We start from the raw sequence: 26,211 nt of genomic DNA on the forward strand, positions 1-26,211 counted from the left end.
GTTCCGGCGTTATTTCTTGGCCTTGGCCGGCGCCTTGGCCGGGGCCTTGGTTTTGGCGCGCGGCGGCGCCTGGACGGTGAGCGCGTCGTTCATGAAGGCGTCCAGTTCGACCTTGTGCTTGTTGGCGCTGCCGGTGGCCGGCGCCGCGGCGGCGGCACGGCCGGCATAGGACGGCTTGGCCTGTTTCCGCTTCAGTTCCTCCATGACCGCCATCATCGGCTCGAGGATGAAGCTCCAGGCCCCCATGTTTCTGGGTTCTTCCTGGCACCACATGATCTCGGCGTTCTTGAAACGCTTCAATTCCTCGACCAGGGCGGAATGCGGGAACGGGTAAAGCTGTTCGACCCGCAGCAGATAGACGTCCTTGATGCCGCGTTGGGCGCGTTCCTCGAACAGATCGAAATAGACCTTGCCCGAACACAGCACGACCCGCTTGATCTTGTCGTCGGCGACAAGGCCGCCCTTGACCAGTTGCGCGTCGTCCCACAGGACCCGGTGGAAGGTGGTGTTGGGGCCCATTTCCTCCAGCCTGGAAACGCAGAGCTTGTGACGCAACAGCGATTTCGGCGTCATCAGGATCAGCGGCTTGCGGAAGTCGCGGCGCATCTGGCGGCGCAGCACATGGAAATAGTTGGCCGGCGTGGAACAGTTGCAGACCTGCCAGTTGTCGTCGGCGGAATTCTGCAGATAGCGTTCCAGGCGCGCCGATGAATGCTCCGGCCCCTGGCCTTCGTAGCCGTGCGGCAGCAGCATCACCAGGCCGCACATGCGCAGCCACTTTTGTTCGCCCGAGGAAATGAACTGGTCGATGATGACCTGCGCCCCGTTGGCGAAATCGCCGAACTGGGCTTCCCACAACGTCAGGGTCTGCGGTTCGGCCAGCGAATAGCCGTATTCAAAGCCGAGCACGCCGAATTCGGACAACGGCGAGTTCAGGACCTCGAACGGCGCCTGGCCGAAACGGATGTTGGCGAGCGGGGTGTGACGGTCCTCGTTTTCCTGATCGATCAGCACGGAATGGCGCTGTGAAAACGTACCGCGTTCGCAATCCTCGCCCGACAGGCGCACCGGATGGCCTTCGACGACCAGGGTGCCGAAGGCAAGGGCCTCGGCCGTCGACCAGTCGATGCCCTCGCCGGTCTCGATCATCTTGGCCTTGGCGGCCAACTGGCGTTCGATTTTGGGGTGCGGGGTGAAGTTGCCCGGAAGCCGGGTCAGGCCGGCGCCGACTTCCTTCAGGAAATCGATGGAGCAGCCGGTTTCGCCGCGCCGGGCGTCGCCGGAGGCGACCGCCATGCCGGCCCACACGCCGTCCATCCAATCGGCCTTGTTGGGCTTGTAGCCCTTGGACGCCTCGAAAGCTTCATCCATGGTGGTGATGAAGGTCTGCATCTGCTTTTCGATTTCGTCCTCGGTCAGGACTTTTTCGTGGATCAGCTTGCGGGCGTAGATGTTCAGCGTGGTCGGATGCGTCTGGATGGTCTTGTACATCTTCGGCTGGGTGAACATCGGCTCGTCGCCTTCGTTATGACCGTGGCGGCGATAACAGATCATGTCGACGACCACGTCCTTCTTGAAGCGCTGGCGGTATTCCGTGGCGATGCGCGCCGTATGGACGACGGCTTCGACGTCGTCGGCGTTGACGTGGAAGATGGGCGCGGAAACGATCTTGGCCGCGTCGGAACAATAGGGTGACGAGCGGTGCTGCTTCGGATTGGTGGTGAAGCCGATCTGGTTGTTGATGATGATGTGGATGGTGCCGCCGGTCTGGTAGCCGCTCAGGTTGGACAGGTCCAGGGTCTCCTGGATGATGCCCTGTCCCATGAAGGCCGCATCGCCGTGCAGCAGGATGCACATCACCTTTTCCATTTCCGGGTCGTTGCGCTGGCGCTGCTTGGCCAGGGTCTTGCCCAGACAGACCGTGTTGACGCATTCCAGGTGCGACGGGTTGGCGGTCAGCGACAGGTGGATGGCGCGGCCGTCGAACACGCGGTCGGCCGACGCCCCCAGGTGATATTTCACGTCGCCCGATCCGCCGACGTCTTCCGGTTTGGAAGCCCCGCCCTGGAATTCGTTCAGGATCGCCTGGAACGGCTTGGACATGACGTTGGCCAGCACGTTGAGGCGCCCGCGGTGGGCCATGCCGAGAACGATTTCCTCCATGCCCAGCTGGCTGCCGCGCTTGAAGATCTGTTCCATGGCCGGAACCAGGCTTTCCCCGCCGTCCAGGCCGAACCGCTTGGTGCCCGTGAACTTTTTATCCAGGTAGCGCTCGAAGCCTTCCGTCTCGATCAGGCGGTTGAGGATCGCGCGCTTGCCCTCGTTGGTGAACGACGTCTGATTCCGGATGCGCTCGATCCGTTCCTGCAGCCAGGATTTTTCATCGGGGTCCTGGATGTGCATGAACTCGATCCCGATGGACCCGCAATAGGTCTCCTTCAGGATCTGCATGATCGTGCGCAGTGTCGCCGTTTCCAGGCCCAGGACGTAGTTGATGAAGATTTCCCTGTCCCAGTCCTTGTCCGTGAAGCCGTAGGTCGCCGGGTCCAGTTCCGAATGGGGCGCCGGTTCGGTCAGGCCGAGAGGGTCCAGGTTGGCGTGCAGGTGGCCGCGCACGCGGTAGGCGCGGATCAGCATCAATGCACGCAGGGAATCGAGGGTCGCCTCGCGAACCTTGGCGGAACTCATGCGGTCTTGCGCCGGGTCCTGGTCGCGTCCGCGGTCGTCGCGGCGGCGGCCCTGCTGGGCCGCGGTCAGGTGGTCGGTCAGGGGAACGACGTCGCCGTGGCCCAGGATTTTCTCGGACCGCGGCGCCCAGCTGGCGCCGTCCTGTTCCTTGGCGAATCCGCGGGCGTCATCTTCCAGTCCCTTGAAGAAGTCCTGCCAGCGTAGATCCACGGATCCGGGATCGTCCATGTAACGTTCATAGAGTTCCGCCACGTAGACCGTATTACCGGAATAGAGAAATTGCGTCGGATCGAGATCGATTTCCGTCATGCGATAAGGCGCGAACCCGGCGCGCCCTCCCTGATATGGGGGCCGCGCCGGGTCGATCCCAGGCGCGGGTTACCCCTTGAACACCTTCATCATCGTTTCGCCGAGGGCGGCCGGGGAATCCGATACGTGGATTCCGGCTGCCTTCATGGCGTCGATCTTATCTTCCGCACCACCTTTACCGCCAGAGATAATCGCACCGGCGTGGCCCATTCTGCGGCCCGGAGGGGCCGTGCGGCCGGCGATGAAGCCGACGACGGGCTTCTTGGTGCCCGACGCCTTGAGGAACGCGGCGCCCTCTTCCTCGGCGGAACCGCCGATCTCGCCGATCATCACGATGGCCTTGGTGGCGTCGTCTTCGACGAACATCTTAAGGCAGTCGACGAAGTTGGTGCCGTTGATGGGATCGCCGCCGATGCCGATGCAGGTGGTCTGACCCAGGCCGGGCTTGGTCGTTTGCGCCACGGCTTCGTAGGTCAGGGTGCCCGAACGGGACACGATGCCGACCACGCCCGGTTTGTGGATGTGGCCCGGCATGATGCCGATCTTGCATTCGCCCGGCGTGATGACGCCCGGGCAGTTCGGCCCGATCAGGCGCGTGCTGGAACCCTGAAGGGCGCGCTTCACCGCCAGCATGTCCTTCACGGGAATGCCTTCGGTGATGCAGATGACCAGCGGGATTTCCGCCGCGATGGCTTCCAGGATGGCGTCGGCCGCGAAGGGCGGCGGAACGTAGATCACGGAGGCGTCGGCGCCGGTGGCTTCGCGGGCGTCCTTGACCGTGTCGAACACGGGCAGGTCAAGGTGCTTGGTGCCGCCCTTGCCGGGGGTCACGCCGCCGACCATGTTGGTGCCGTAGGCGATCGCCTGTTCGGAATGGAAGGTGCCTTGCGCACCCGTGAAGCCCTGGCAGATGACCCGGGTGTTCTTGTTGACCAGAACCGACATGATTACGCGGCCTCCTTCACGGCTTGGACGATCTTGCGGGCGGCATCGCCCAGGTCGTCGGCGGATTTGATGGGAAGGCCAGAGTCGGCGAGGATCTGCTTGCCCTTTTCAACGTTGGTGCCTTCCAGGCGAACCACCAGGGGCACGCTCAGGCTGACTTCCTTGGCGGCCGCGACCACGCCCTCGGCGATGACGTCGCAGCGCATGATGCCGCCGAAGATGTTGACCAGGATGCCTTCGACGTTGGGGTCGGACAGGATGATCTTGAAGGCCTCGGTGACGCGTTCCTTGGTGGCGCCGCCGCCGACATCCAGGAAGTTGGCGGGCGAGCCGCCTTCCAGCTGGATGATGTCCATGGTCGCCATGGCCAGGCCGGCGCCGTTGACCATGCAGCCGATCGAGCCGTCGAGTTTGATGTAGTTGAGCTCGTGCTTGGCGGCTTCCAGTTCCGTCGGGTCTTCTTCGTCCTCATCGCGCAATTCGGCCACGTCCTTGTGGCGGAACAGCGCGTTGTCGTCGAAGTTCATCTTGGCGTCGAGCGCGATGACGTCGCCCGAGCCGGTAACGACCAGCGGGTTGATCTCGACCAGCGAGCAATCCAGGTCCATGAACGCCTTGTACAGCGCCATCACGAACTTGACGCCCGACTTCACCTGGTTGCCTTCAAGGCCCAGGCCGAAGGCGACCTGCCGGGCGTGAAACGCCTGGATGCCGGTGGCCGGGTCGATGAACACCTTGATGATCTTTTCCGGGGTGTTGTGGGCAACGTCCTCGATATCCATGCCGCCCTCGGTGGACGCCATGATGACGATGCGGGACGAGTCGCGGTCGAGCAGCACCGACAGGTACAGCTCGCGGGCGATGTCGCAGCCTTCCTCGATGTACAGGCGCTTCACTTCCTTGCCCTCGGGGCCGGTCTGCTTGGTGACCAGGACCTGGCCCAGCATTTCCGAGGCGCTCGCCTTGACGTCGTCGACGGACTTGACGACACGGACGCCGCCCTTGCCGCCTTCGTTGCCCTTGAACTTGCCGGCACCGCGGCCGCCCGCATGGATCTGGGACTTGACCACGAACACGGGTCCGCCCAGTTCCTGGGCGGCCGAGACGGCCTCGTCGACGGTATAGGCGACCTTGCCTTTCGGCACGGCGACCCCGTATTTGGCGAGCAGCTGCTTGCCCTGGTACTCATGGATATTCATTGCGTCCCCTCAAACTCCCAACTCTGCTGGTTAAGTTTCCCTGAAAAACCGGCCCGCGCCCGGGGGACGGGCGCGGGCGGTTGCTCATTACGACTTCGTCGGCGGCGTGGAAGCGGCCGCCGGTGCGGCGGCCTTCTTCTTCGCCGGTGCCTTGCGGGCCGCCGGCTTTTTCGCCGAAGCCTTCTTGGCGGGCGCCTTTTTCTTCGCAGGCGCCTTTTTGGCGGCGGCGGCGGCCTTCTTCATCAGGCGCTGGGTCACGGTGAGCAGACCCTTCACGGCCGCGACGGAGGCCTTGAACATGGCCTTCTCGTCGGCATCCAGCTGAATCTCGACGATGCGCTCGACCCCCCGGGCGCCGATCACGGTCGGCACGCCGACGTACATGCCCTTGACCCCGTATTCGCCCGACAGATAGGCGGCGCAGGGCAGGACGCGCTTTTTGTCCTTCAGGTAGCTTTCCGCCATCTGGATGGCGGACGACGCCGGTGCGTAGAACGCGGAGCCGGTCTTCAAGAGCGCGACGATCTCGCCGCCGCCCATGCGGGTGCGCTGAACGATGGCGTCGATCTTGGCCTGGGTCGTCCACTTCATCTTGATCAGGTCGGGCACGGGAATGCCGGCGACCGTGGAATAGCGCACCGACGGCACCATGGTGTCGCCGTGGCCGCCCAGCACGAAGGCGGTGACGTCCTCGACCGAGACCTTGAATTCCTCGGCCAGGAAGGTGCGGAACCGCGCGCTGTCGAGAACGCCGGCCATGCCGACCACCTTGCGGTGGGGCAGGCCCGAGGCGTCGCGCAGGACCTGAACCATGGCGTCCAGCGGGTTGGTGATGCAGATGACGAAGGCGTTCGGCGCGTACTTCTTGATGCCGGCCCCCACGGACTGCATGACCGAGGTGTTGATGCCGATCAGGTCGTCGCGGCTCATGCCCGGCTTGCGGGCGACGCCGGCGGTGACGATGCAGACATCGGCGCCGCGGATGGCGGCGTAGCTGTTCGCGCCCTTCATGTTGGAATCAAAGCCTTCGACGGGGCCCGATTCAGCGATGTCCAGGGCCTTGCCCTGGGGAATGCCGTCGACGATGTCGAAAAGCACCACGTCGCCCAGTTCCTTGAGGCCGACCAGATGGGCCAGCGTGCCCCCGATGTTACCGGCGCCGATGAGCGCGATTTTGTTGCGTGCCATTTTTAAATCCCTTGCCGCGAGTCGTTTGTGGTGAAGCGATTTCCCGGATTCCGGATCGGGACAACGGGATTGGCCCCGGAAGTCCCCAAGAACCCCAAGAATCTCAAACTGTTCGTAGCGCGAAACGTTCCCCAGGGCAACCGGGACTGGCTGCCCACCCCTTGGTGTCACAATCTGGTATACAATATCCCACAGTAAGTTTCTCTCGGCAAGCCTCTTCCCGCCGGGGGATGAAAAAATTCTGCGCCCGCCAAGTGTTCCGGCGATGCGCCGGGTCCGCGTCCGGCGCTATAGTCGCGCCATGAACGATGCCACGCAAACGGACAACACGGCCCGCTTCACCGGCCTGGCCGAAGTCTACGAGAAATTCCGCCCGACCTATCCGGCGGAAGCGCTCGCCGCCGTGCGGGCCTATTGGGCGGAAACGCCCGGCGTGCCGCGTCTGCTGGCCGACATCGGCGGCGGCACGGGAATCTCGACCCGGGCCATGATGGCGGCGCTCGGCGATGGCGGCGGCGACGCCTGGACCGCCCGAGTGGTCGAACCCAACGGCGACATGCGGGCCCAGGCGTCGGCGGCGCTGGCCGATCGGCCGGACGTTTCGGTGGTGAAAGGAGAGGCCGAGGCCCTGCCGTTCGACGACGGCACGGTCGGATTGCTGCTGGCGGCGCAGGCGGCCCATTGGTTCGACCGGCCCCGGTTCTACGCCGACGCGGCGCGGGTGCTGGCGCCGGGCGGGGTCATGGTCATCCTTTACAACAACCGCGATCTGTACGGCGATCCCCTGATGGCGGCGTTCGAGACCGAGGTCGAAACCTCGGTCGAGGGGTACTGGCGCAACTACCGCAGCTGGAACCTGATGGCGGAACTGCATGCCCTCGACTGGGCACGGGACGTGACCGAGACCGTCCATCCCTGGACCTGGCGCCTCACGCCGGAAGGCTTCGCCGGGCTCATGCTGTCGCGCTCCAAGATGGCGCCCTATAAAGAAGTGCACGGCGAGGATGCGGCCCGCGCCGCGATCCTCGACATCGCCCATCGCCATGCCGACGCCGAGGGCATGGTCGGCGTGCGCTACAACACGCAGGCGGCCTGCGTTCGGCGTTGATTTCAGAAGAAGCGGAGGTTACTCGGCGAGATCGAGGCCGATATCGACGGCGGGGGCACTTTGCGTGATGCCGCCGACGGAGATGTAGTTCACCCCCGTTTCGGCGATGGCGCGGATGGTGTCGAGCTTGACCCCGCCGGATGCCTCCAGCGGCACGCGCCCGGCGACCCAGGCCACGGCCTCGCGCAGCACGGGCGGCGGCATGTTGTCGAGCAGGAGGGAGTCGGCCCCGGCCTCGACCGCCTCGCGGACCTGATCGAGCGTGTCGCATTCGCAGCGCACCTCGAGCCCCGTGTTCGCGGCCTTGGCGCGTTTGACGGCCTCGCCGACCGAGCCGCCGCAGACCGCGACGTGGTTGTCCTTGATCAGGATGCCGTCATCCAGGCGCATGCGGTGGTTGGTGCCGCCGCCGGCGCGCACGGCGTATTTCGACAGGCCGCGCAGACCCGGAATGGTCTTGCGCGTGTCCAGCAGCACCGCCCCGGTGCCGTCGATGGCGTCGACGTACTGGCGGGTCACGGTCGCGATTCCGGACAGCTTCTGCAACAGGTTCAAGGCCGTGCGCTCCGCCGACAGGAGACCCTGGGCCGTGCCGGTGAGACGCGCCAGATGGGTGCCCTTGGCGACGCGGTCGCCGTCGGCCACGAAGACCTCGACCTGGGCCTCGGGGGCGAGGCGGCGGAACACCTCCAGCGCCACCGGCATGCCGCAGACGACGATGTCCTGGCGGGTGTTGAGGTCGAGGGTCAGCTGCGTGCCGGCGGGCACGGTAGCGCGGGTCGTCACGTCGCCCTGGCCGATGTCCTCGGTCAGCGCGGCATCGACGGCGGCCTTGATGTCGGCCGGATCGGGAGGGGTGAAGGTCATCTGCGTTAAGCTGGAAAGGCGGCGGGCGGCGGCGATCAGGCCGCGGCCTTGCCCTTGCCGTTCTGGCTCTTGGCGTCCTGGCCTGCCTTGGCCGGGGGCGACATTTCCAACATCTTCTCAAGCGGCTTCAGGGCCTTGAGGCGCAGGTCCTCGTCGATTTCCACCCGGGGCGCCTCGTTGACCATGGAAAGGTACAGCTTTTCCAGGGTGTTCAGCTCCATATAGGGGCAGTTGGCGCAGTTGCAGGTGCCGTCGGCGCCGGGGGCGGCTAGAAAGGTCTTGCCGGGGGCCGACTTCTGCATCTGGTGGAAGATGTGCTGTTCCGTGGCGACGATCACCGTGTCGGCGGGATGCGCGACCACGTAGTCGAGGATCGAGCGGGTCGAGCCGACATGGTCCGCGTGCTTCAGGATGCCCTCGTGGCATTCCGGGTGGGCGGCGACGGGGGCGTCCGGATGGCGCGCCTTCAGCTTGACCAGTTCGCGTTCCGAGAACATGTCGTGGACGACGCAGGCGCCGTTCCAGAAGATCATGTCGCGGCCCGTCTGGCGCTGGATATAGGCGCCCAGGTGTTTGTCCGGCGCGAACAAAATCGGCCGGTCGGCCGGCAGGTTGCGCACGATGTGTTCGGCGTTGGACGACGTCACGATGACGTCCGACAGCGCCTTCACCCGGGCCGATGAATTGATGTAGGTGACCACGATGTGGTCCGGATGCTGGGCCACGAACTTGGCGAAGTCGTCGGGCGGGCAGCTTTCCTCGAGCGAGCAACCGGCTTCCAGGTCGGGCAGCACCACGGTCTTGGTCGGGCTCAGGATCTTGGCGACCTCGGCCATGAAGCGTACGCCGCAGAACACGATCATGTCGGCTTCCGTGGCCGCCGCCTTGCGCGACAGGTCGAGGCTATCGCCCACGAAATCGGCGAGGTCCTGGATTTCCGGATCCTGATAATAGTGGGCCAGGATGACGGCGTTCTTTTCCTTGCGCAGGCGGTCGATCTCCGCCCACAGGTCGATATTCGGGTCGACGTCCGTCCACGAGGTTGCCTCGGGGCCCGCCGGGATCACCGTATCGGGCACGATCAATGGGGTCATATCGGCGGCCATTGCCTGAAAGCTCCTTGAAACGTCTTCCCTCGACCGACGGCATCGCGGCCAGCCTCAGAGGGTGTCTCTGAACCCTAATATAGGTTCAGACCTTAAGAAAACCAGAACAAGCTTCCGGGTCAATCTGTATTTTTCAGTCGCATGACACCTGTGCCTGGACGGCACGGGTGGCAATTCGCCCTAGACGCCGCCGCCGTGGGGCTGGGCGATGTACTCGGGCGACTGCATTTCGATCAGGCGGGAGACCGTGCGTTCGAACTCGAACGCGCCGTCGCCCTGCGTGTAAAGTTCCGTCGGCGGCGCGTCGGCGGCGCAGACGAAATTGACTCTGGCGTCGTACAGCGCGTCGATCAGGGTCACGAAGCGCTTGGCCTGATCGCGTTTTTCCGGGCCCAGCCTGGGCACCCCGTTCATCACCACGGAATGGAATTTTTCGGCGATCGCCAGATAATCGCCGGCCCCCAGCGGCCGCGCGCAGAGGTCCGAAAACGTGGTGAAGGCGACGCCCTCGGCGGCCAGCGGAATGTCGATCGACCGGCCGTTGACGGCCAGCGTCACCGCCCGCGGTTCCATGCCCACGGTCAGCTCGCGGAAGGCCTTTTCAAGCTTTCTGTCCGCCTCGGCCGAATTGGGGGTGATGTAGATGTCCAGTTCCTGTAGCCGTTGCAGGCGGTAATCGGTGCCGGAATCCAGTTCGATGACCTCCATCTTCTCGATAAAGGTTTCGATGAACGGCACGAACCGTTCGCGTTGAAGGCCGTCCTTGTACAGGTCCCGGGGATGACGGTTGGAGGTCGCGACCACGACCACGCCCTGTTCGAACAGGGTTTCGAACAGGCGGCCCAGGATCATGGCGTCGGCGATGTCGGTGACGTGAAATTCGTCGAAGGCGAGCAGCCAGGCCTGATCGACGATGACCCGCGCCAGAGCCGGCAGGGGGTCCTTTTCCTCGCCGACCTTGCCCGCCTTCTGGGCCTCGCGGAAGGCGTGGATGCGGCGGTGGACTTCCTGCATGAAGGCGTGGAAATGGACGTGCTTCTTGGCCTCGACCGGGGTGTGTTCGAAGAACAGGTCCATCAACATGGTCTTGCCGCGCCCGACGCCGCCCCACATGTAGATGCCCTTGGGCGGGGGCTGCTTGCGCCCGCCCAATCCTAAGCGCGCGGCCCAGCCGGAACGGCCCATCTGGGTGCCGTATCCCCGCAGCCGTTCGGACAGATCCTGCAGGCGCCCAATGGCATGGGCCTGGGCAGGGTCGGGACGCACGTCGCCGTTCCTGATCAGCGCGTCATAGGCTTCCTGCGGGGTGCGGGTGATCGACAGTTGCGGTCACCTTTCATGTCTTCGGGAATTGGGCGGGGACGCCGGGGCGGAAGATCAGTTCCCCGCCGCGGCGATCTGGTTGTTCTTGGGTTTCGTGGGGTCGGATGCGGACCCGTCCGAAGCGCCGCCGGGGGTCGACGGCGGTGCTCCCGCCGGGGTCTTCGGCACGGGGCCGAACAGGGCCTCCATCTCGCGGCGGAACTGATAGGTGGCGTCCGTCCGGTCCTGGTCCACGTCGTCCCAGGTCACGATGGCGCCCTGCTTGATGGGGCGTTTCAGCTTGATCTTCTGCGCCAGCCCGATGGGCAGGGCCTTGGTGCGCAGGCTGTCGGCGGCGGGCATCAGTTTGCCCCAGACGGTAAATCCGCCTTCGCCGTCCAGCTCCTCTCCGGCGCGCAGGTCGCGCTTGGCGCAGGCGGCGACATCGCCGACGAACCGGGTCGAGGCCCCCGTCGGCTGTTTCAGCAGCGCCGCATAGGCGACGGACACGCCCAGCTCCAACCCGATCAGGTGATAGGGGCGCCACAGGGCGGAATAGCCGCCGCCGGCGTCGGTGATCATGCCGTAATCGGAAAAGCATCGCTTGACGTAGTCGGTGGGGGCTTCGAACACCACATAGACGCCCCAACGCAGGTCGTTCTCCAGGTCCTCGCCCGAGCGTTCGCGGCTTGAAATCACTTCGACCTGGCCCTTGTGGTGCAACTGGCCGCCGGCCTCTTTCGGAATCAGGGTCGAGGCCAGCTCATCCACCGGCACGGCCGGAAAGTCGAGCCCATGGGGGGCCGGCGTCAGGCCGGTCGCATTGGCGACGGCGGCCATTTCGATGCCCGACTTGGTGCCGTCGAGGAAGGAATTGAACATCTTGGCGTTCATGCCGCTTTCCTTGGCGCGCTCGGCGGTCAGCCCGTAATGGGCCCAGACCGTGTCCGGCGTCGAGGCATGGAATTCGGGCATGTACAGGGTGCCCTTGCCGGCGGCGACGACCTCGAGCCCGATGGTGCGGGCCCAGTCGACCTGCTGGCAGATCAGCGACGGCTGGTCGCCGTAGGCCATGGAGTAGACGACCTCCATCTCGGCCGCCTTTTTGGCCAGAAGCGGGCCGGCCAGCACGTCGGCCTCGACATTGACCATGATCACGTGGCGGCCGCGATTGAACGCGGCGAGGGCATGCTTGATGCCGACCTCGGGGATGCCCGTGGCCTCGACGACGACTTCCAGGCCGCCGTGTTCGATCAACGACAAGGCGTCGTCGGTGACGAAGGTCATGCCCTTGTTAAGCGCCTTGGCGGCGGAATGGCGGGTGATCCGTTCCTTCGGCCAGCCCGTGTTCAACAAGGCCTTTTCCGCCGTCGCGGGGTTCAGATCGGCGACGCCGACGACGTGGAAGCCCGGATGATGCAGGGCTTGGCTGAGGAACATGGAGCCGAACTTGCCGGCACCGATCACGCCGACGCGCACGGGGTTTCCCGCATCGGCGCGCGCGTGCAGAAGCGAATTAAGGTTCATCCGTTCCCTTTCCCCGAATCCGTTAACCGGACCCGTTCCCAGGCACCACTTCCCAGGTTGGCGGCCGGCCCTGGTGCGGCTGGGCGCGGCGCGTCCCCCCAGGCATCACATTTCCGTGGCCCTGCTGGCCGCCCGGGGGAAAAGGCACCATACTACAATCGCATCCCAATTCGGAACGGGAAACAGGCCCGGCGCCGGATTCCCCCGGCCATTCATCACATGATCCAAGACCAAGACATGACCGCGCTCAACGACTTCATTACGGCCCATGAACCCCTGCTGCGGTTGGGCTGTTTCGCCGGCATGCTGATCGCCATGGCGGCGGCGGAAGCCCTGTGGCCGCGCCGCCCCGACACGAGCCGGGGACAGCGCTGGCCGCGCAATGCGGCCCTGGTCGTGGTCGATACCCTGGCGGTGCGCGCCGTGGCCTGGGCGCTGCCCGCGTTCCTGCCCGTGGCGGCGGCGGTGCTGGCGGCGGACAAGGGCTGGGGGCTGTTGCCCCTGCTCGGGCTGGACGGCTGGGCGGCTTTCTGGATTTCCCTGCTGTTGATGGATCTCGCCATCTATGTCCAGCATGTCGCCGTGCACTACATTCCGGTGCTGTGGCGGCTGCACCGGGTTCACCATTCGGACCTCGCCATCGATACGACCACGGGCGTGCGCTTCCACCCGCTGGAGATATTGCTCTCCATCGCCATCAAGGTCGCCCTGGTCCTGACCCTGGGCGCCCCGGCGGCGGCCGTGGTGGTGTTCGAGGTCGCGTTGAACGCGACGTCTCTGTTCAATCACGCGAACCTGCGCCTGCCCCTTTGGCTCGACGCCGCCCTGCGCCGTGTTCTCGTGACGCCGGACATGCACCGGGTCCACCATTCCGTCCACCGGGACGAGACGGACAGCAATTTCGGATTCAACCTGTCGGTCTGGGACCGTCTGTTCGGCACCTACCGGGCCCAGCCCCGCGACGGTCATGACGCCATGGCGATCGGAGTCGGCGATTTTCGAGACCCGGCGCGGTTGGGCATGGCCGACCTGCTGGTTCAACCGTTCCGCAAATCCTAAAGCCGGTCCTTGTTGGCCTTGGCGACGATACCGGCGACTTCCGCATCCGCCGGGCGGCCGGTCGCCTTGAGGCCGCCGATGGCGCCCTTGACGTCCTCGGGCTTGCGGTTCTGGCTCATCTTGCGCTTGCCTTCCAGGCGCTCGATCCGCATTTCGAAGGCGACGATGCCCTTCAACTGCGCCGCGACAAAATCGGCGGGCAGGTTGCGCGGCGACCAGGCGCCGGGGCCCTCGCCCTCGTACTGGCCGGTCAGCGACGCCAGCCGCGCGGCGACGTCCGCCGGGTCGTCCATCACCTTGGGCCGGCCGTAGGCGTGCACGGCTTCGTAGTTCCAGGTCGGAACGGATTTCTCGGTCGCGTACCAGGTGGGCGAGATATAGCTGTGCGGTCCGCCGAAAATGGCCAGGGCCTCGGCCGTGCCGTCGAACGCCTGCCACTGGTCGTTGGCCTTGGCCAGATGCCCCCACAGCAGGCCGAATTCCCCGTCGTCGATCAGGTGCAGCGGCACATGGCTCGCGGTCATGCCCTGGGCGCCCGCCGTCACCAGGACGGCGAAGCCGTTGGCGCGGATGATCCCGTGCATGTCGTTGGCGTCGTCGATGTCGAACATCTTGGGGCGGTACATGGTGGTGGTCCTTACATTCATCCGGGGCGGGGCCCGTGCCGCGCCAAGTTTCCGTTTAGGCCCGGGATGGGTCCCCATGAAAGGACCATTTCCACCAAATGAAAAGGGCCGCTTTGGCGTTGCCCGGGCGGAAGCCACGGCCTAGGTTGCCAGGACGCGGAGGGGGACAGCCCGTTCAATGGCGGACGGCGCGACCCGGACAACGGAGGGACCGATGGACGAAGAACATTTCAACATGCAGATCAGGAAATTCCTGAAACAGGTCGGCGTGACCAGCCAGCGCGAGATCGAGGGCGCCGTGCGCGCCGCCCTGGCGTCCGGCAAGCTGGCCGAAGATGGCGGCGTGACCGCCAAGGTGACCCTCAGCATTCCCGAACTGGGCCTGAGCCACGACATCACCAGCGACATCACGCTCGAGCCCGAGGACCCGCACGGCACGCCGTCGTACGACTGATCCGGGGCGTGCATTGCACAGCAAAAAGCCCGCCGTGAGGCGGGCTTTTCTGTGTCGAACGAACTGAAACCTACTGCCTTGCCGCGATCGATTTCTTGATCTCGGCGATCGCCAGGCCCGGGTTCAGGTGCTTCGGGCAGGTGTTGGTGCAGTTCATGATGGTGTGGCAGCGGTACAGGCGGTACGGGTCGTTCAGGTTGTCGAGCCGTTTGCCCGTGGCTTCGTCGCGGCTGTCGGCGATCCAGCGGTAGCTTTGCAGCAGGATGGCCGGGCCCAGGTAGCGGTCGCCGTTCCACCAATAGCTCGGGCAGCTGGTCTGGCAGCAGAAGCACAGGATGCATTCCCACAGGCCGTCGAGCTTCTCGCGCTCTTCCGGGCTTTGCAGGCGTTCGCGTGTCGGCGCTGGGGTGTCGGCCTGCAGCCAGGGTTCGATGGATTTCAGCTGCGCGTAGGGCACGTTGAGGTCGGGCACCAGATCCTTGATCACCGGCATGTGCGGCAGCGGATAGATCTTCACGTCGCCCTTGATGTCTTCGATGGCCTTGGTGCAGGCCAGGGTGTTGGTGCCGTCGATATTGAAGGCGCAGGATCCGCAGACCCCTTCGCGGCACGACCGGCGGAAGGTCAGGGTCGAATCCATCTCGTTCTTGATCTTGATCAGGGCGTCGAGAACCATCGGTCCGCAACGGTCGAGGTCGACCTCGTAGGTGTCGACCCTGGGCAGATCGTCCGTGTCCGGATCCCAGCGATAGACCTTGAACTTGCGGATGTTGGTCGCGTCGGGGGCGGCCTTGACGGTCTTGCCCTCGGTGATGCGCGAGTTGGCGGGAAGGTTGAATTCGACCATGTGCTGCGTTCCTTCCTTCTCTTAATACACGCGAGCCTTGGGCTCGATGTACTGGACTTCGTCCGTCAGCGTCCAGGTATGGACCGGCCGGTAGTCGAGCCGCACGGACCCGTCCTCATTGACCCAGGCGAGCGTGTGCTTCATCCAGTTGGCGTCGTCGCGGTCGGGGTAATCCTCGTGCGCCTGCGCGCCCCGGCTTTCGTGGCGGGCTTCCGCCGAATGGATCGTCGCCTTGGCGCAGATCAGAAGGTTTTCCAGCTCCAGCGCCTCGACCAGGTCCGAGTTCCAGATCATGGAGCGGTCCTCGATGCGCATGTCTTCCTTCGACTTCCACACCTGATCCATCTTCTCGCAGCCTTCCTTCAACGTCTTCGACGTGCGGTAGACGGCGGCGTCGTTCTGCATGGTGCGCTGCATGGCGTCGCGGATTTCGGCGACCTTGGTGCCGCCCGAGGAATGGCGGATGCGGTCGAGGCGATCCAGCGCCTTGTCCGTGCAGCCCGAACGATAGGGGCGCAGGGGCGAGCCCGGCTTGATGGTCTCGGCGGCGCGCAGGCCGGCGGCGCGGCCGAACACGATGAGGTCGAGCAGCGAATTGGTGCCGAGCCGGTTGGCCCCGTGCACCGACGCGCAGGCGCATTCGCCGACGGCCATGATGCCGGGCGAGACCGCATCGGGATCGTCGTCCGTGGGGTTCAGGGCCTCGGTCATGTAGTTGGTCGGGATGCCGCCCATGTTGTAGTGCACGGTCGGCAGCACGGGGATCGGCTCCTTCGTGGCATCGACGCCGGAGAAGATCTTGGCCGTTTCCGTGATCCCGGGCAGGCGCTTCATCAGCGTGTCGGCCCCCAGGTGTTCCAGGTGCAGCATGATGTGGTCGCTGTTGTCGCCGATGCCGCGGCCTTCGCGGATTTCCATGGTCATGGCGCGCGACACGACGTCGCGGGACGCCAGGTCCTTGGCCGTCGGTGCGTAGCGTTCCATGAAACGCTCGCCCTCGGAATTGGTCAGGTAGCCGCCTTCGCCGCGGGCCCCCTCGGTGATCAGGCAGCCGGCGCCGTAGATGCCGGTGGGGTGGAACTGCACGAATTCGTGGTCTTCCAGCGGCAGGCCGGCGCGCGCGAACATGGCGTTGCCGTCGCCCGTGCAGGTATGGGCCGAGGTGCAGGAGAAATAGGCCCGGCCGTAGCCGCCCGTCGCCATCACGGTCTGATGGGCGCGGAAGGTGTGAATGGTGCCGTCGTCCAGGTTCCAGGCGATGACGCCTTCGCACACGCCGTCGTCGCTCATGATCAGGTCGAGGGCGAAATATTCGACGAAGAATTCCGCGTTATGGGCCAGCGACTGCTGATACAGGGTATGCAGCATGGCGTGGCCGGTGCGGTCGGCGGCGGCGCAGGCGCGGCGCACCGGGGCCTCGCCGAAGTTGCGCATGTGGCCGCCGAACGGGCGCTGATAGATGCGCCCGTCATCCGTGCGGGAAAACGGCATGCCGAAATGTTCCATTTCGATCACCGCCGGCACGGCCTCGCGGCACATGTATTCGATGGCGTCCTGGTCACCCAGCCAGTCGGCACCCTTGACGGTGTCGTACATGTGCCATTCCCAATGGTCTTCATCCAGGTTGCCGAGGGCGGCCGACACGCCCCCCTGGGCCGCCACGGTATGGGACCGGGTCGGGAACACCTTGGTGATGCAGGCGGTCTTCAGCCCCGCCGCCGCCATGCCCAGCGTCGCCCGCAGGCCGGCGCCGCCGGCGCCCAGCACGACGACGTCGTATTTGTGATCGGTGAGTTCGTAGGCCTTGGACATTTGCGAATCAGCTCCCGAAGGTCAGCTTGAGAACGGCGAAGATGTTGAGCACACCCAGTAATACGGCGCCGAGCTTAATAAGGATCAGTGAAACGGTTTTTGCGCTTTCGGAATGGACGTAATCCTCGATCACGACCTGCAGGCCGAGTTGCGCGTGATGCATGCCGGCGATGATCAGCAGGATCAGCAGAACCGCGTTCTGTCCCGTGCCCATCCAGGCCTTCACGGCCGCAAGATCGGCGCCGAGAAGCCCGGACACGGCCCAGACGAACCACAGGGTCAGCGGCACCAGGGCGACGCCGGTCAGGCGCTGGGCCCACCAATGGGCGACGCCTTCGTGGGCGGCACCCAGCCCGCGCACGCGGCTGAGGGGGGATCGCATTTCCATGGGCTTAGCCTCCGATCACGAAGTAGGCGCAACCGAGCGTCGCCGCCGTCATGACGACGGCGAACAGCACGACCAGAACGCCCGTGCGCCGGACCGACGGCAGGTCGAAGCCCGACCCGGCGTCCCACATCAGATGGCGGATGCCGTTGCCCAGATGATAATAGAGAGAGAACAGAAGGCCCCATAGAACCACCTGACCGACCCAGGACCCGATCACCGCCTGGGCGGTGGCGAAGGCGTCGGCGCCGTAGGTCGCGGCCGTCAGCCAATAGGTCAGGATCAGGATGCCCCCTGCGAGGGCGATGCCGGTCATGCGATGCGTGATCGACAGTACGGAAGTGATTTGCGGCCGGTAGACCTGCAGATGGGGCGACAGGGGCCGTTCACGACGCGCCATGGGGGGAACCTCGCCTGTTGATGAATCCGCGGCAAACCTAACGCCTATTTCGCAATTGCGCAAACGTCTGATGGCGATTGGATATGTCACGATTTCAGATACTTATGGTATATGGTCTTTTGTATCCCAGAATAAATGCCAAGGACTTTCATCGGCCCGGCCGCAGATCATGCCGACGCGGTTTTTGGGGCGGCGATATGGTGGTTTCATAACCTTTCAACGGGTTAGGCGGAATGTCCCTGACCGCCTGGGGAAAGCCTGTGGATAAAATGTGGGAAGGTGCGGGAGTTATGCACAACTTTCGCCGCTAATCCCCAGGTTTCCGCGTTGCCGCCACACATATGCCAAGACCATGATGTTGCGCGCTTTGAAAGGCGTCGCCATGGTCCCGGCCGTCCGGTCGGGCCACCCGAAAGAAAGACGAGGCTTCGCTTCGCCGATCCGGAGGGAGGGAGAGCCGGTATCAGCCGCAGTCCGGCATCCCGCCGTAGGGCCCAGGCCCGGGGCACGTTTTCGAACGCGCGCCGGTCGCAAGTCCAAAGACCCATCGTCCCGGGGTTCGATCTCTGCCCAGGGTGCGGCCGCGGGAGGAAGGGTTTCAAAGGCGGATAGGCGTTTTTCATAAGCGTGGAGCCTGGCCGGCTCCAAGAGAGGTGTCAGGTGTGCCGCTTGTCGGCACGAGATGCAGGTGTCCCAGGACCTGCATCCCTGACGCCTCTTCTTATGGAATAAGCCCTTCATGGAATAAGCCCTTCTCCTTGCATCGCCGCCGCCCTTGTTTTGCGTCCATGCGGAAATGGGTCTAAACAAATACGGCGGGCGTCCGTCCGCGTTTCCGCCGCTGCCCACCCAAGGAGCATCCCCGTGGCGTCAGGTAGTACGTTCCGCCGCGTTGTCTGGCCGCTCGCCGTGGCCGAAACCCTGTTGTGGGCCGGATTTTATTATCTGTTTCCGGCCTTGCTGGGCATTTGGGAACAGGCGTTCCCTTGGACCAAGCTGGAAATCGCGGGCGCCCTGACCGCGGCGCTTCTGGTCTCGGCCTTCCTGGCGCCCGTCGCCGGGCGGCTGATCGATCACGGATTCGGCCGCACCCTGTTCATCGGCTCGGCTTTCCTGGGCGCGGTGATCCTGGTGGCCCTGTCGCGGGTGACCGAACTGTGGCAGTTCTACGCCGTCTGGGCGACGCTTGGCGTCGTCATGGCCGGCTGTCTGTACGAACCCTGTTTCGCGATCCTGACCCGGATCATGGGCGACCGTTCGCGCCAGGCGATCACCGTCGTCACCCTGGTCGCGGGTTTCGCCGGCACCGTGGCCTTTCCGACGGTTCATACCCTGGACGCTATCATCGGTTGGCGCAACGTGGTGTTGGTGTTCGCCGCACTGGCGGCCTTCGTCTGCGTGCCTTTGCTGTTCTACGGCCTGGCCCACCACGGCAGGGAGACCCCGGCGCCGGCCGAGAAGGCGGCCCAGCATACGGGCGAGCCGCTCAACCTGGCGCGAAACGGCGTGTTTTGGCTGCTTGCCGTTGCCTATGCCATGATGGCGTTCAACCATTTCGCCATCATTTCCCACATGCTGCCTCTGCTGGCGGAACGCGGAGTCGGGCCGGAGGCGGCGGTCCTGGCGGCGGCGATGATCGGCCCCATGCAGGTCGCGGGGCGGCTCTGCGTGCTTGCCGTGCAGCGCCACGTCACCTCGACACCGCCGATCGCGGCGGTCAGCCTGCTGGCCATGGCGACGGCCTCGGCGGCCTTGCTGGGGGCCCATGCGGTGCCCGGCCTGCTGGTCGTGTTCGTGCTGTTCCAGGGGGCCGGCAACGGGGTCATGAGCATCACCCGTCCGGTCATCGTCGCCGAGCTGCTGGGCCGCCGGCGCTACGGTGTGATCGCCGGGATCCTGGCCATGCCCTATATCGGGTTTTCCGCCCTGGCACCGGGCCTCGCCGGGCTGGTCTGGCTGGCCACGGGATATGACGGGGTGTTGGCGATGACCCTGTTCGCGGGGATCATGGGCGCCGCCGCGCTGATGGCCGCCGCCCGCTGCCGCAAGGCGCAGGACCGTGGTCCGGAAAAGGAAACGGGCCCCGATTGACGGGGCCCGTTGGGTATCCTTGAACGGAAGTCTCGGCGTTAGAAGGCCACGTAGGCCCCGGTCATGATCGAATGGATGGCATCGAAGTCGGTGCCGCTGCGGTCAAGCGTGTGATAGCGGTAGGCGACGTAGACGCTGGAGCCCGTGCCCTCGATCTCCTGCACCGCCTGGGCGCCGAAGGTGTCGAGGGTATCGCCGTTCTGCGCCGAATCCTCGAAGCGGCCGAAGTCGACGGCGAAGGCGGAGGGGCCGAAGCTGTTGAGGTTCGCCTGATAGCCGACCTTGGCGTAATAGAACTTCGGATCGTCGCGGCCCTGCGTGGCCGACGACTTGGTGCCCGCCGCCAGCGTCAGGTTGAAGCCGCTCGCCAGCATCGCCGAAACCGAGCCGGAAAAGCCGTTTTCGAAGGTGTCTTCGCTGTTGGGGTTGGACGAGGTGTTGTACCAGCCCGCGGCCGCTTCGACGGCGACGCCGGAAATATTGCCGGCGTAGTACAGCGCCGCGTCGACGGCGCCGCCGCTCAGCAGGCTCGTCGACAGATGAAAGCCGTTGATCTCGGGCGAATCGTAGCGGATACGGTCGGCCACATTGAGGCCGTCGAGGTTATCCGCCGAGCCGCCGATCGTCGCCGTCGAACGGGCCCCCGTGGCCGAAGTGACGAAGGCGAAGCCGCCGGCCACGTCGCCGACCGACGAATAGCCCGCGACGCCGGTCCCGGACAGGTCGGTTTCGGAAATGCCGTTGGTGGCCGTGTCGCCCTGGCCCAGCCACAAGGTGCCGAGCCGTTTATGGGTGAAATAAACCTCGGCGGCTTCTTCCTCGAAGCTGCCGGCGCCCGCGGATTCCGCGGTGGCGCTCATCTCGTTCGACGGGTTGGAGCGCATCAACATGATGAACTGCGTGCCCACGGACCAATCTTCGTTGATCTTGCCATCGGCGTTGAGGAACATCCGCGTCGAATCGTTTTCGTTGTCGACATGGCGATACATGCCTTCCTCGCCGTCATTGACGTAAAGGAACGCGCGGTTCAACTGTCCGCCGATCGTCAGTTCCACAGGGCTGTTGTTCTTGATGGAAGAACCCGCGGAAGCCGTTCCGGCGGCAAGGCCCAGGCCGGCGATCAGCGCCGTCGAGGCAAGTAGAACGGTTGTGAAACGTTTTTTCGTATTAGTCATGGTAACCCCTTTTGGTATTCGGTCCGTAGTGATGCAATGCCCCAATTGCGAATGGTTCTTAACATGGAACATGCCCGCGTGACTAATCATAATTGCCATAGCGCCACGGAATAATGATGTTATGTTATAACATAATTGTTTGCAATCCAGGTTTCATGAGGCCAAATCGGAAGCCCGCGCCCGATGCCGGACGCGCAGGATCACCCGGCCCGGACTTCCGCCAGGAAAGCGGTGACCGAGGTCTTCAACTGGGCGGACTGCGAGGACAGATCGTTGGCCGCTTCCTGAATTTGCCGGGATACCGTTGCCGTTTCCGAAACAGCTGTTGTGACGCCCTGGATGTTTGAAGATACGTCTCGCGTTCCCGCCGAGGCCTGGTCGACGTTGCGGGCGATTTCCGTGGTTGCGGCGCCCTGCTGTTCGACGGCGGCGGCCACGGACGACGTGATCTCGTTCATTCGCCCGATGGTCGCACTGATGCCGGATATCGCCGTTGCCGAATTCTGCGTCGCGGATTGAATGCCGGCGATTTGCTGGCTGATTTCATCGGTTGCCTTCGCCGTTTGGTTGGCCAGATTCTTGACCTCGCTTGCGACCACGGCGAAGCCCTTGCCGGCGTCACCGGCCCGCGCCGCCTCGATGGTGGCGTTGAGCGCCAGAAGGTTGGTCTGCTCGGCGATATCGGTAATCAGGTTGATCACTTCACCGATTCGGGCCGCGGCTTGTGTCAGGCCCTGAACCATTTCCGTCGTCGTTTCGACTTCGTTGACGGCATCGCTTGCGATGCGGGTCGAATCGGCGACCTGGCGCGAAATCTCCTGGATCGACGAAGACAACTCATCGGCCGCCGAGGCGACGGTCTGGACGTTGGCGGCGGCTTCTTCGGACGCGGCGGCGACCGTCGCCGATTGGCTGCTTGCCTGATCGGCCGCGGCCGACATCGTCGTCGATGACGTATTCAGGTTCTCGGCGGCGTTGCTCACATGCTCGACGATGCCGCCAACCCTGGCTTCGAAATCGTTGGCCAGCTTTTGCATGGCGGCCCGGCGCTCCTCTGCGGCCCGGAGTTCTTGTTCCTTATTTGCCTCATTGAGGCGTTTAACCTCAATGGCGTTTTCCTTGAATGTCTGAACGGCGTCGGCCATTTCGCCGATTTCGTCTTTGCCGCCAACACCGGGGATATCGACGGCCTCGTTGCCGCCGGCGAGTTCGAGCATTGCCCGGGTCATTCCGCCAACGGCGCTGATGATGCCTTTGCCGACGAAAAACAAAATCGCTGACAGAACGGCCAGGGCGATGAGATAGGCGGCGGTCCCGCCTTTCGTCGATGTTTCAAGAGCAGCCTGAACGTCGTGGATCGACTTATCGAACTCGGCCTTCACGGTCCCGCTGTAGGTGCCCAAGGCCGCCGACATGCTTTCGCCGTAGGTGTCGATGACGTCGTCAATCTTGGCGAATTCCTCGATCGAGGCCTTGGATTCGATCAGTTTGCTGAGGTCGACCTGGATGCCTTGTGCCAGTGGAGCGATCTTGGCGACGATCTGCGACATCGCCTCTTTCCCCGAAGGGGTCTCTTCCAGTTCGATAAGCTTGGCGCCGTCTTCCTTCAGGCTCTTAATGCTGGCGGCGATCACTTCCTTGCGCTCGGGTTGGATTTGCCCCTCTTCCTTGTCGATGATCGAATCCATGGCGGCCAGAATCAGTTCCAGATTGGCGCGCTTCATGTTTTCCGCCAGGGTCAGTTTCTCGTTGGTTTGGGCACTGGTCGCAACGGAGGCGTCGATGCGTGCGCCGACCAGGAAGGCGATGCCCTGCACGCTGGTCAGTGCCAAGGCCGAGACAATCCCGATCAGGATGATTTTATTCCGAATAGTCCAATTCATGTTCGTATCCCCCAAAGACGGCAGGCGTCTTCATCTCCAGTCAAAGTCGTTATGATGAAAAACGAATTTGGCCGATTGCTGAATCCCCAAGCGCAATAAGCTTATATTCATCATCACACAGGTGTGTGCGGATGGAAATTATGCCGAAGGTCATAGGGGCGGGGTGATTTTGCAGGGGGCTGCCGGGAATCGCCTCTGGCGCGCGGGAAGACACGCCATGTTTTCCGCGGGCGCCGAAAATGAAAACACTCCCGCGGATAGACGCCGCGGGAGTGTTTAATACGCTGCGCCGGAACGGATGCTTACCCGCCCCGGACTTCCGCCAGGAAAGCGGTGACCGAGGTCTTCAACTGGGCGGACTGCGTGGACAGGTCGGCGGCGGCGTTCTGAATCTGCCGGGAGACGTTCGCGGTTTCGGAAACGGCGACCGTCACGCCCTGAATATTCGACGAAACGTCACGGGTGCCGGCCGAAGCCTGCTCGACGTTGCGGGCGATCTCGGCTGTTGCGGCGCCTTGCTGTTCGACGGCGGCGGCGACCGAGGCCGTGATTTCGTTCATCCGGCCGATGGTCGTGCTGATGCCGGAGATGGCGGTGGCGGATTCGCGGGTGGCGTTCTGAATGCCGGCGATCTGCTGGCCGATTTCCTCTGTCGCCTTGGCCGTCTGGTTGGCCAAATTCTTGACCTCGGAGGCGACCACGGCGAAGCCCTTGCCGGCATCACCGGCGCGCGCCGCCTCGATGGTGGCGTTGAGGGCCAAAAGGTTGGTCTGCTCCGCGATATCCGTGATCAGATTGACGACCTCGCCAATCCGGTTGGCGGCGTCGGTCAGGCTTTGCACCCGAACCGTGGTCTGCTCGATCTCGCTCACGGCGTCCGATGCGATGCGCGTCGAATCGGAGACCTGGCGGGAAATTTCCTGGATCGACGACGATAGTTCCTCGGCCGCCGAGGCGACCGTCTGGACGTTGGCGGCGGCCTGCTCCGAGGCGGCGGCGACGGTCGATGCCTGACTGCCCGCCTGATCGGCGGCGGCGGCCATGGTTTCGGACGATGCGCTGAGATTGTCGGCGGCGTCACCGACGTGCGAGACCACGCCGCCGACACTGGATTCAAACTGGGCGGCCAGCCGGTTCATGGTTTCCTTGCGCTCGCGCAGGTTGGCGGCTTCCATCTCCTTCTGCCGCGCTTCCAGTTTGGCGGCCTCGTCCAGGCCGGCCCGCAGTTCACCCAGCGCGCGCCCGACCGGGCCGAACTCGTCCTTGCGCGAGGGGGACAGGGACAGGTTGTCCTCGCTGCCGCGGTCGGCGACGATGTCGAGATCGTTCAGAAGCTTGTCGATCGGCTCGCGGATGACCCTGAACAGGTAGAACGCCAGAATGATCGCAACCGCGAGGGCCAGGCCGGCCGCGACGAAGAAGGCGTTGACGATGCCCTTTGTGTCTTCGGTGATCTGGGTCATCTTCCGATTGACGTTGACGGACGTGTCTTTGGCTAATTTCTCAATCTGCGTGTTGATTTGATCGACAGCCCCGGTCATGGCGCCGGCGGCCTTGTCGAAATCGCCCATCAGCTTGTTGCCGCTCTCCGCAGCTCCGGCGATATAGGCCTTGGCCATGGTTTCACCCTGCGTGAAATAGGCGGGCATGGCGGCTTCCGCCGCTTCGATGGCCTTGTGGATGTCGGTCAGTTCAAGGTCCCGCGCGATAACCTTGGCTGCTGCTGCGGCCTTTTCGAACGCGGCACGGTGTTCCTTGGCCAAGTCGAAGCCGTCGTTCAGTCCGTCAAGGCCCCGGGTCGCGGAAATGTCGGTCAACCATTGCTGTACCTGGACGGCATGGAATCGGATGTCCTTCACCAGCAGGTTCAGCGGCACCACCTTGTCCAGGTTGCGCGCCACGTCGTGTTTGGCCTGCTCAAGGATTATCAGCTCCTTGGAAAGTTCGCGGACCTCATATCCGCCGGCGGCGATAAACACGGCGAGGATGCCGAACAGACAGGCGGCCAGCTTTTGACGAATGGTGAGAGACATGAAGGGTTCCTTGGGGTTTTCGCAAATTGAGAAAAGGGGCGGAGGTTGGCGGGGATGACGCAAGAAATGTACCAGAAGCCCGATGGAGGCCACGGCTATGTGACGTTTTGTGTGGGTTATACGGGGCTTGGTGCCGGGTGGATCACCCGCGGCGTGGCATCAAGGCCCAGATGTCGAAATCGAGCACCACGGCGGGATGATCCTTGCCGTCCGCAACCTTCAGCGGAAAATCGGCACAAGGATGGTCCTTGGCCGCGACCACGCGCAGGCGCAGCGCGCCCAGGTCGTCGCGGCCCGGCAGGGCGGCCTTGTCCAGGACTTCCGACCAGGCATAAACCGTGTCGCCCGCGAACGAGGGAGCGACATGCCGTCCGCCGTTGATGGCGGCGATGTGGAAGGCGTTGGCCAGGCCGTTGAAGGACAGGCCCCGGGCCAGGGAAATGATATGCCCGCCGTAGATCAGACGCTTGCCGAACCGGCCGTCTTTTTGCGCGTGCAGGTCGAAATGCACCTTCGCCGTGTTCTGGTAAAGGCGCGTCGCCAGCATGTGTTCCGCTTCTTCCAGGGTCATGCCGTCGACATGGTCGATCTTCTCGCCCACGGCATAGTCGTCCCAGAAATGGGCGCTGCCGGCGGCAATCTCGTCATAGGCGGCAAGGCTGAGGCTGTCCGGCACGGCCAAATCCTCGGCGGCGACGGCGCCGGGCAGGTCTGGCGCTTGGGTAACTGGTGCCGGCGCGGCTTCGTCGCCCTTACGGACCATCACCCAGCGCACATAGGACAGTACTTCCTCGCGGCGTTGATTGGTGCCCGTGGTGCGGACCCAGACGACGCCGGTCTTGCCGTTGGAATTTTCCTTCACGCCGATGACTTCGGACTGGGCGCTCAGCGTGTCGCCCGGATAGACCGGCACTCCGAACCGCCCGTCCGCATAGCCCAGGTTGGCCACGGCGTTGAGCGAGATGTCCGGCACGGTCTTGCCGAACACGATATGGAACACCAGCATGTCGTCCACGGGCATGCCGTCATAGCCCAGCGCCATGGCGAACATGTCCGACGATTGCAGCGCGAAGCGGTTGCCGTAAAGGGCCGTGTAAAGCGCGATTTCGCCCTCGGTCACCGTGCGCGGCGTGGCGTGGCGGAGGACCTGACCGGGGACGAAATCCTCGAAGAAATTGCCCCGGTTTGTCTTGTCGCTCATGGCCTG

20 protein-coding genes and 1 pseudogene are annotated in these 26,211 nt (G+C 64.2%); 4 read left to right on the forward strand and 17 right to left on the reverse strand.

The window, feature by feature from the left end; genetic code table 11:
- Positions 1-9: 9 nt before the first annotated feature.
- The 4 genes and pseudogenes from RJ527_09895 to mdh form a co-directional block, all read right to left on the reverse strand.
- A complete protein-coding gene (locus RJ527_09895; protein ID WND74359.1) occupies positions 10-2,997 on the reverse strand; it encodes a 2-oxoglutarate dehydrogenase E1 component in 2,988 nt (995 codons plus the stop codon).
- Between the two features lie 69 nt (positions 2,998-3,066).
- Complete coding sequence (sucD, locus tag RJ527_09900) at positions 3,067-3,942, reverse strand: succinate--CoA ligase subunit alpha (protein ID WND74360.1); 876 nt, start codon at positions 3,940-3,942, stop codon at positions 3,067-3,069.
- Positions 3,943-3,944: 2 nt separating this feature from the next.
- Positions 3,945-5,141 carry an ADP-forming succinate--CoA ligase subunit beta gene (gene sucC / locus RJ527_09905; GenBank protein ID WND74361.1) on the reverse strand — a complete coding sequence of 399 codons (1,197 nt, stop codon included), beginning with the start codon at positions 5,139-5,141 and terminating at the stop codon, positions 3,945-3,947.
- 234 nt (positions 5,142-5,375) lie between these two features.
- Positions 5,376-6,329 (reverse strand): annotated as a pseudogene (mdh, locus tag RJ527_09910) (malate dehydrogenase).
- A gap of 301 nt (positions 6,330-6,630) precedes the next feature.
- Between mdh and RJ527_09915 the strand changes: the two are divergent.
- Positions 6,631-7,437 carry a class I SAM-dependent methyltransferase gene (locus RJ527_09915; protein ID WND74362.1) on the forward strand — a complete coding sequence of 269 codons (807 nt, stop codon included), beginning with the start codon at positions 6,631-6,633 and terminating at the stop codon, positions 7,435-7,437.
- 18 nt (positions 7,438-7,455) lie between these two features.
- On the opposite strand, the gene nadC is transcribed toward RJ527_09915, so the two are convergent.
- The 4 genes from nadC to RJ527_09935 all read right to left on the reverse strand — a co-directional run bounded on the left by nadC (position 7,456) and on the right by RJ527_09935 (position 12,239).
- Positions 7,456-8,304, reverse strand: a complete 849-nt coding sequence (gene nadC / locus RJ527_09920) for a carboxylating nicotinate-nucleotide diphosphorylase (GenBank protein WND74363.1) — start codon at positions 8,302-8,304, stop codon at positions 7,456-7,458.
- Between the two features lie 35 nt (positions 8,305-8,339).
- Positions 8,340-9,410, reverse strand: a complete 1,071-nt coding sequence (gene nadA, locus RJ527_09925; protein WND74364.1) for a quinolinate synthase NadA — start codon at positions 9,408-9,410, stop codon at positions 8,340-8,342.
- 180 nt (positions 9,411-9,590) lie between these two features.
- Positions 9,591-10,676: a cell division protein ZapE gene (gene zapE, locus RJ527_09930; GenBank protein ID WND74365.1), complete on the reverse strand. Its 1,086-nt coding sequence runs from the start codon at positions 10,674-10,676 to the stop codon at positions 9,591-9,593.
- Between the two features lie 111 nt (positions 10,677-10,787).
- Positions 10,788-12,239 carry an SAF domain-containing protein gene (locus RJ527_09935; protein ID WND74366.1) on the reverse strand — a complete coding sequence of 484 codons (1,452 nt, stop codon included), beginning with the start codon at positions 12,237-12,239 and terminating at the stop codon, positions 10,788-10,790.
- Positions 12,240-12,458: 219 nt separating this feature from the next.
- Here RJ527_09935 and RJ527_09940 point away from each other — a divergent pair, with 219 nt between their 5' ends.
- A complete protein-coding gene (locus tag RJ527_09940) occupies positions 12,459-13,298 on the forward strand; it encodes a sterol desaturase family protein (protein ID WND74367.1) in 840 nt (279 codons plus the stop codon).
- Here the strand turns inward: RJ527_09940 and RJ527_09945 are convergent.
- The gene (locus RJ527_09945; GenBank protein WND74368.1) at positions 13,295-13,924 is read right to left on the reverse strand and encodes an FMN-binding negative transcriptional regulator; all 630 of its coding nucleotides are present in this window, start codon (positions 13,922-13,924) and stop codon (positions 13,295-13,297) included. The two genes, RJ527_09940 and RJ527_09945, sit on opposite strands and share 4 nt — an antisense overlap.
- A gap of 214 nt (positions 13,925-14,138) precedes the next feature.
- On the opposite strand from RJ527_09945, the gene RJ527_09950 reads away from it, so the two are divergent.
- Complete coding sequence (locus tag RJ527_09950) at positions 14,139-14,378, forward strand: DUF6494 family protein (GenBank protein WND74369.1); 240 nt, start codon at positions 14,139-14,141, stop codon at positions 14,376-14,378.
- 70 nt (positions 14,379-14,448) lie between these two features.
- Here the strand turns inward: RJ527_09950 and RJ527_09955 are convergent, their stop codons facing one another.
- From RJ527_09955 to sdhC, 4 genes are read right to left on the reverse strand one after another with little or no spacing between them, the layout of a single operon-like run.
- Positions 14,449-15,225, reverse strand: a complete 777-nt coding sequence (locus tag RJ527_09955; GenBank protein WND74370.1) for a succinate dehydrogenase iron-sulfur subunit — start codon at positions 15,223-15,225, stop codon at positions 14,449-14,451.
- A gap of 21 nt (positions 15,226-15,246) precedes the next feature.
- Positions 15,247-17,037, reverse strand: coding sequence for a succinate dehydrogenase flavoprotein subunit (gene sdhA, locus RJ527_09960; protein ID WND74371.1), 1,791 nt, complete (start codon positions 17,035-17,037; stop codon positions 15,247-15,249).
- A gap of 7 nt (positions 17,038-17,044) precedes the next feature.
- Positions 17,045-17,425: a succinate dehydrogenase, hydrophobic membrane anchor protein gene (gene sdhD, locus RJ527_09965; protein ID WND74372.1), complete on the reverse strand. Its 381-nt coding sequence runs from the start codon at positions 17,423-17,425 to the stop codon at positions 17,045-17,047.
- 4 nt (positions 17,426-17,429) lie between these two features.
- The gene (sdhC, locus tag RJ527_09970; protein WND74373.1) at positions 17,430-17,822 is read right to left on the reverse strand and encodes a succinate dehydrogenase, cytochrome b556 subunit; all 393 of its coding nucleotides are present in this window, start codon (positions 17,820-17,822) and stop codon (positions 17,430-17,432) included.
- An 864-nt stretch (positions 17,823-18,686) separates the two neighbouring features.
- Between sdhC and RJ527_09975 the strand changes: the two genes are divergently transcribed.
- The gene (locus RJ527_09975; GenBank protein ID WND74374.1) at positions 18,687-19,913 is read left to right on the forward strand and encodes an MFS transporter; all 1,227 of its coding nucleotides are present in this window, start codon (positions 18,687-18,689) and stop codon (positions 19,911-19,913) included.
- Positions 19,914-19,951: 38 nt separating this feature from the next.
- Here the strand turns inward: RJ527_09975 and RJ527_09980 are convergent, their stop codons facing one another.
- The 4 genes from RJ527_09980 to RJ527_09995 form a co-directional block, all read right to left on the reverse strand.
- Entirely contained in the window at positions 19,952-21,088 is a 1,137-nt protein-coding gene (locus RJ527_09980; protein WND74375.1) for a hypothetical protein, read from the reverse strand.
- Positions 21,089-21,288: 200 nt separating this feature from the next.
- Positions 21,289-22,986 (reverse strand): HAMP domain-containing methyl-accepting chemotaxis protein, encoded by a 1,698-nt coding sequence (locus RJ527_09985; GenBank protein ID WND74376.1) that lies wholly within the window; start codon positions 22,984-22,986, stop codon positions 21,289-21,291.
- 287 nt (positions 22,987-23,273) lie between these two features.
- Positions 23,274-25,004, reverse strand: a complete 1,731-nt coding sequence (locus RJ527_09990) for a methyl-accepting chemotaxis protein (protein ID WND74377.1) — start codon at positions 25,002-25,004, stop codon at positions 23,274-23,276.
- A gap of 142 nt (positions 25,005-25,146) precedes the next feature.
- Positions 25,147-26,205 carry a MaoC family dehydratase gene (locus RJ527_09995; GenBank protein ID WND74378.1) on the reverse strand — a complete coding sequence of 353 codons (1,059 nt, stop codon included), beginning with the start codon at positions 26,203-26,205 and terminating at the stop codon, positions 25,147-25,149.
- Positions 26,206-26,211 lie beyond the last annotated feature (6 nt).

This window comes from Thalassospiraceae bacterium LMO-SO8 (assembly GCA_031655335.1).
GTDB lineage: Bacteria > Pseudomonadota > Alphaproteobacteria > Rhodospirillales > Casp-alpha2 > UBA1479.

Coding starts and splice junctions, on each gene's coding strand:
- nadA (WND74364.1), bottom strand. CDS start 9,410: ATGGCCGCCGATATGACCCCATTGATCGTGCCCGATACGGTGATCCCG.
- RJ527_09950 (WND74369.1), top strand. CDS start 14,139: ATGGACGAAGAACATTTCAACATGCAGATCAGGAAATTCCTGAAACAG.
- sucC (WND74361.1), bottom strand. CDS start 5,141: ATGAATATCCATGAGTACCAGGGCAAGCAGCTGCTCGCCAAATACGGG.
- RJ527_09895 (WND74359.1), bottom strand. CDS start 2,997: ATGACGGAAATCGATCTCGATCCGACGCAATTTCTCTATTCCGGTAAT.
- sucD (WND74360.1), bottom strand. CDS start 3,942: ATGTCGGTTCTGGTCAACAAGAACACCCGGGTCATCTGCCAGGGCTTC.
- RJ527_09995 (WND74378.1), bottom strand. CDS start 26,205: ATGAGCGACAAGACAAACCGGGGCAATTTCTTCGAGGATTTCGTCCCC.
- RJ527_09940 (WND74367.1), top strand. CDS start 12,459: ATGATCCAAGACCAAGACATGACCGCGCTCAACGACTTCATTACGGCC.
- RJ527_09980 (WND74375.1), bottom strand. CDS start 21,088: ATGACTAATACGAAAAAACGTTTCACAACCGTTCTACTTGCCTCGACG.
- RJ527_09935 (WND74366.1), bottom strand. CDS start 12,239: ATGAACCTTAATTCGCTTCTGCACGCGCGCGCCGATGCGGGAAACCCC.
- sdhD (WND74372.1), bottom strand. CDS start 17,425: ATGGAAATGCGATCCCCCCTCAGCCGCGTGCGCGGGCTGGGTGCCGCC.
- RJ527_09915 (WND74362.1), top strand. CDS start 6,631: ATGAACGATGCCACGCAAACGGACAACACGGCCCGCTTCACCGGCCTG.
- RJ527_09945 (WND74368.1), bottom strand. CDS start 13,924: ATGTACCGCCCCAAGATGTTCGACATCGACGACGCCAACGACATGCAC.
- RJ527_09990 (WND74377.1), bottom strand. CDS start 25,004: ATGTCTCTCACCATTCGTCAAAAGCTGGCCGCCTGTCTGTTCGGCATC.
- sdhC (WND74373.1), bottom strand. CDS start 17,822: ATGGCGCGTCGTGAACGGCCCCTGTCGCCCCATCTGCAGGTCTACCGG.
- RJ527_09955 (WND74370.1), bottom strand. CDS start 15,225: ATGGTCGAATTCAACCTTCCCGCCAACTCGCGCATCACCGAGGGCAAG.
- sdhA (WND74371.1), bottom strand. CDS start 17,037: ATGTCCAAGGCCTACGAACTCACCGATCACAAATACGACGTCGTCGTG.
- nadC (WND74363.1), bottom strand. CDS start 8,304: ATGACCTTCACCCCTCCCGATCCGGCCGACATCAAGGCCGCCGTCGAT.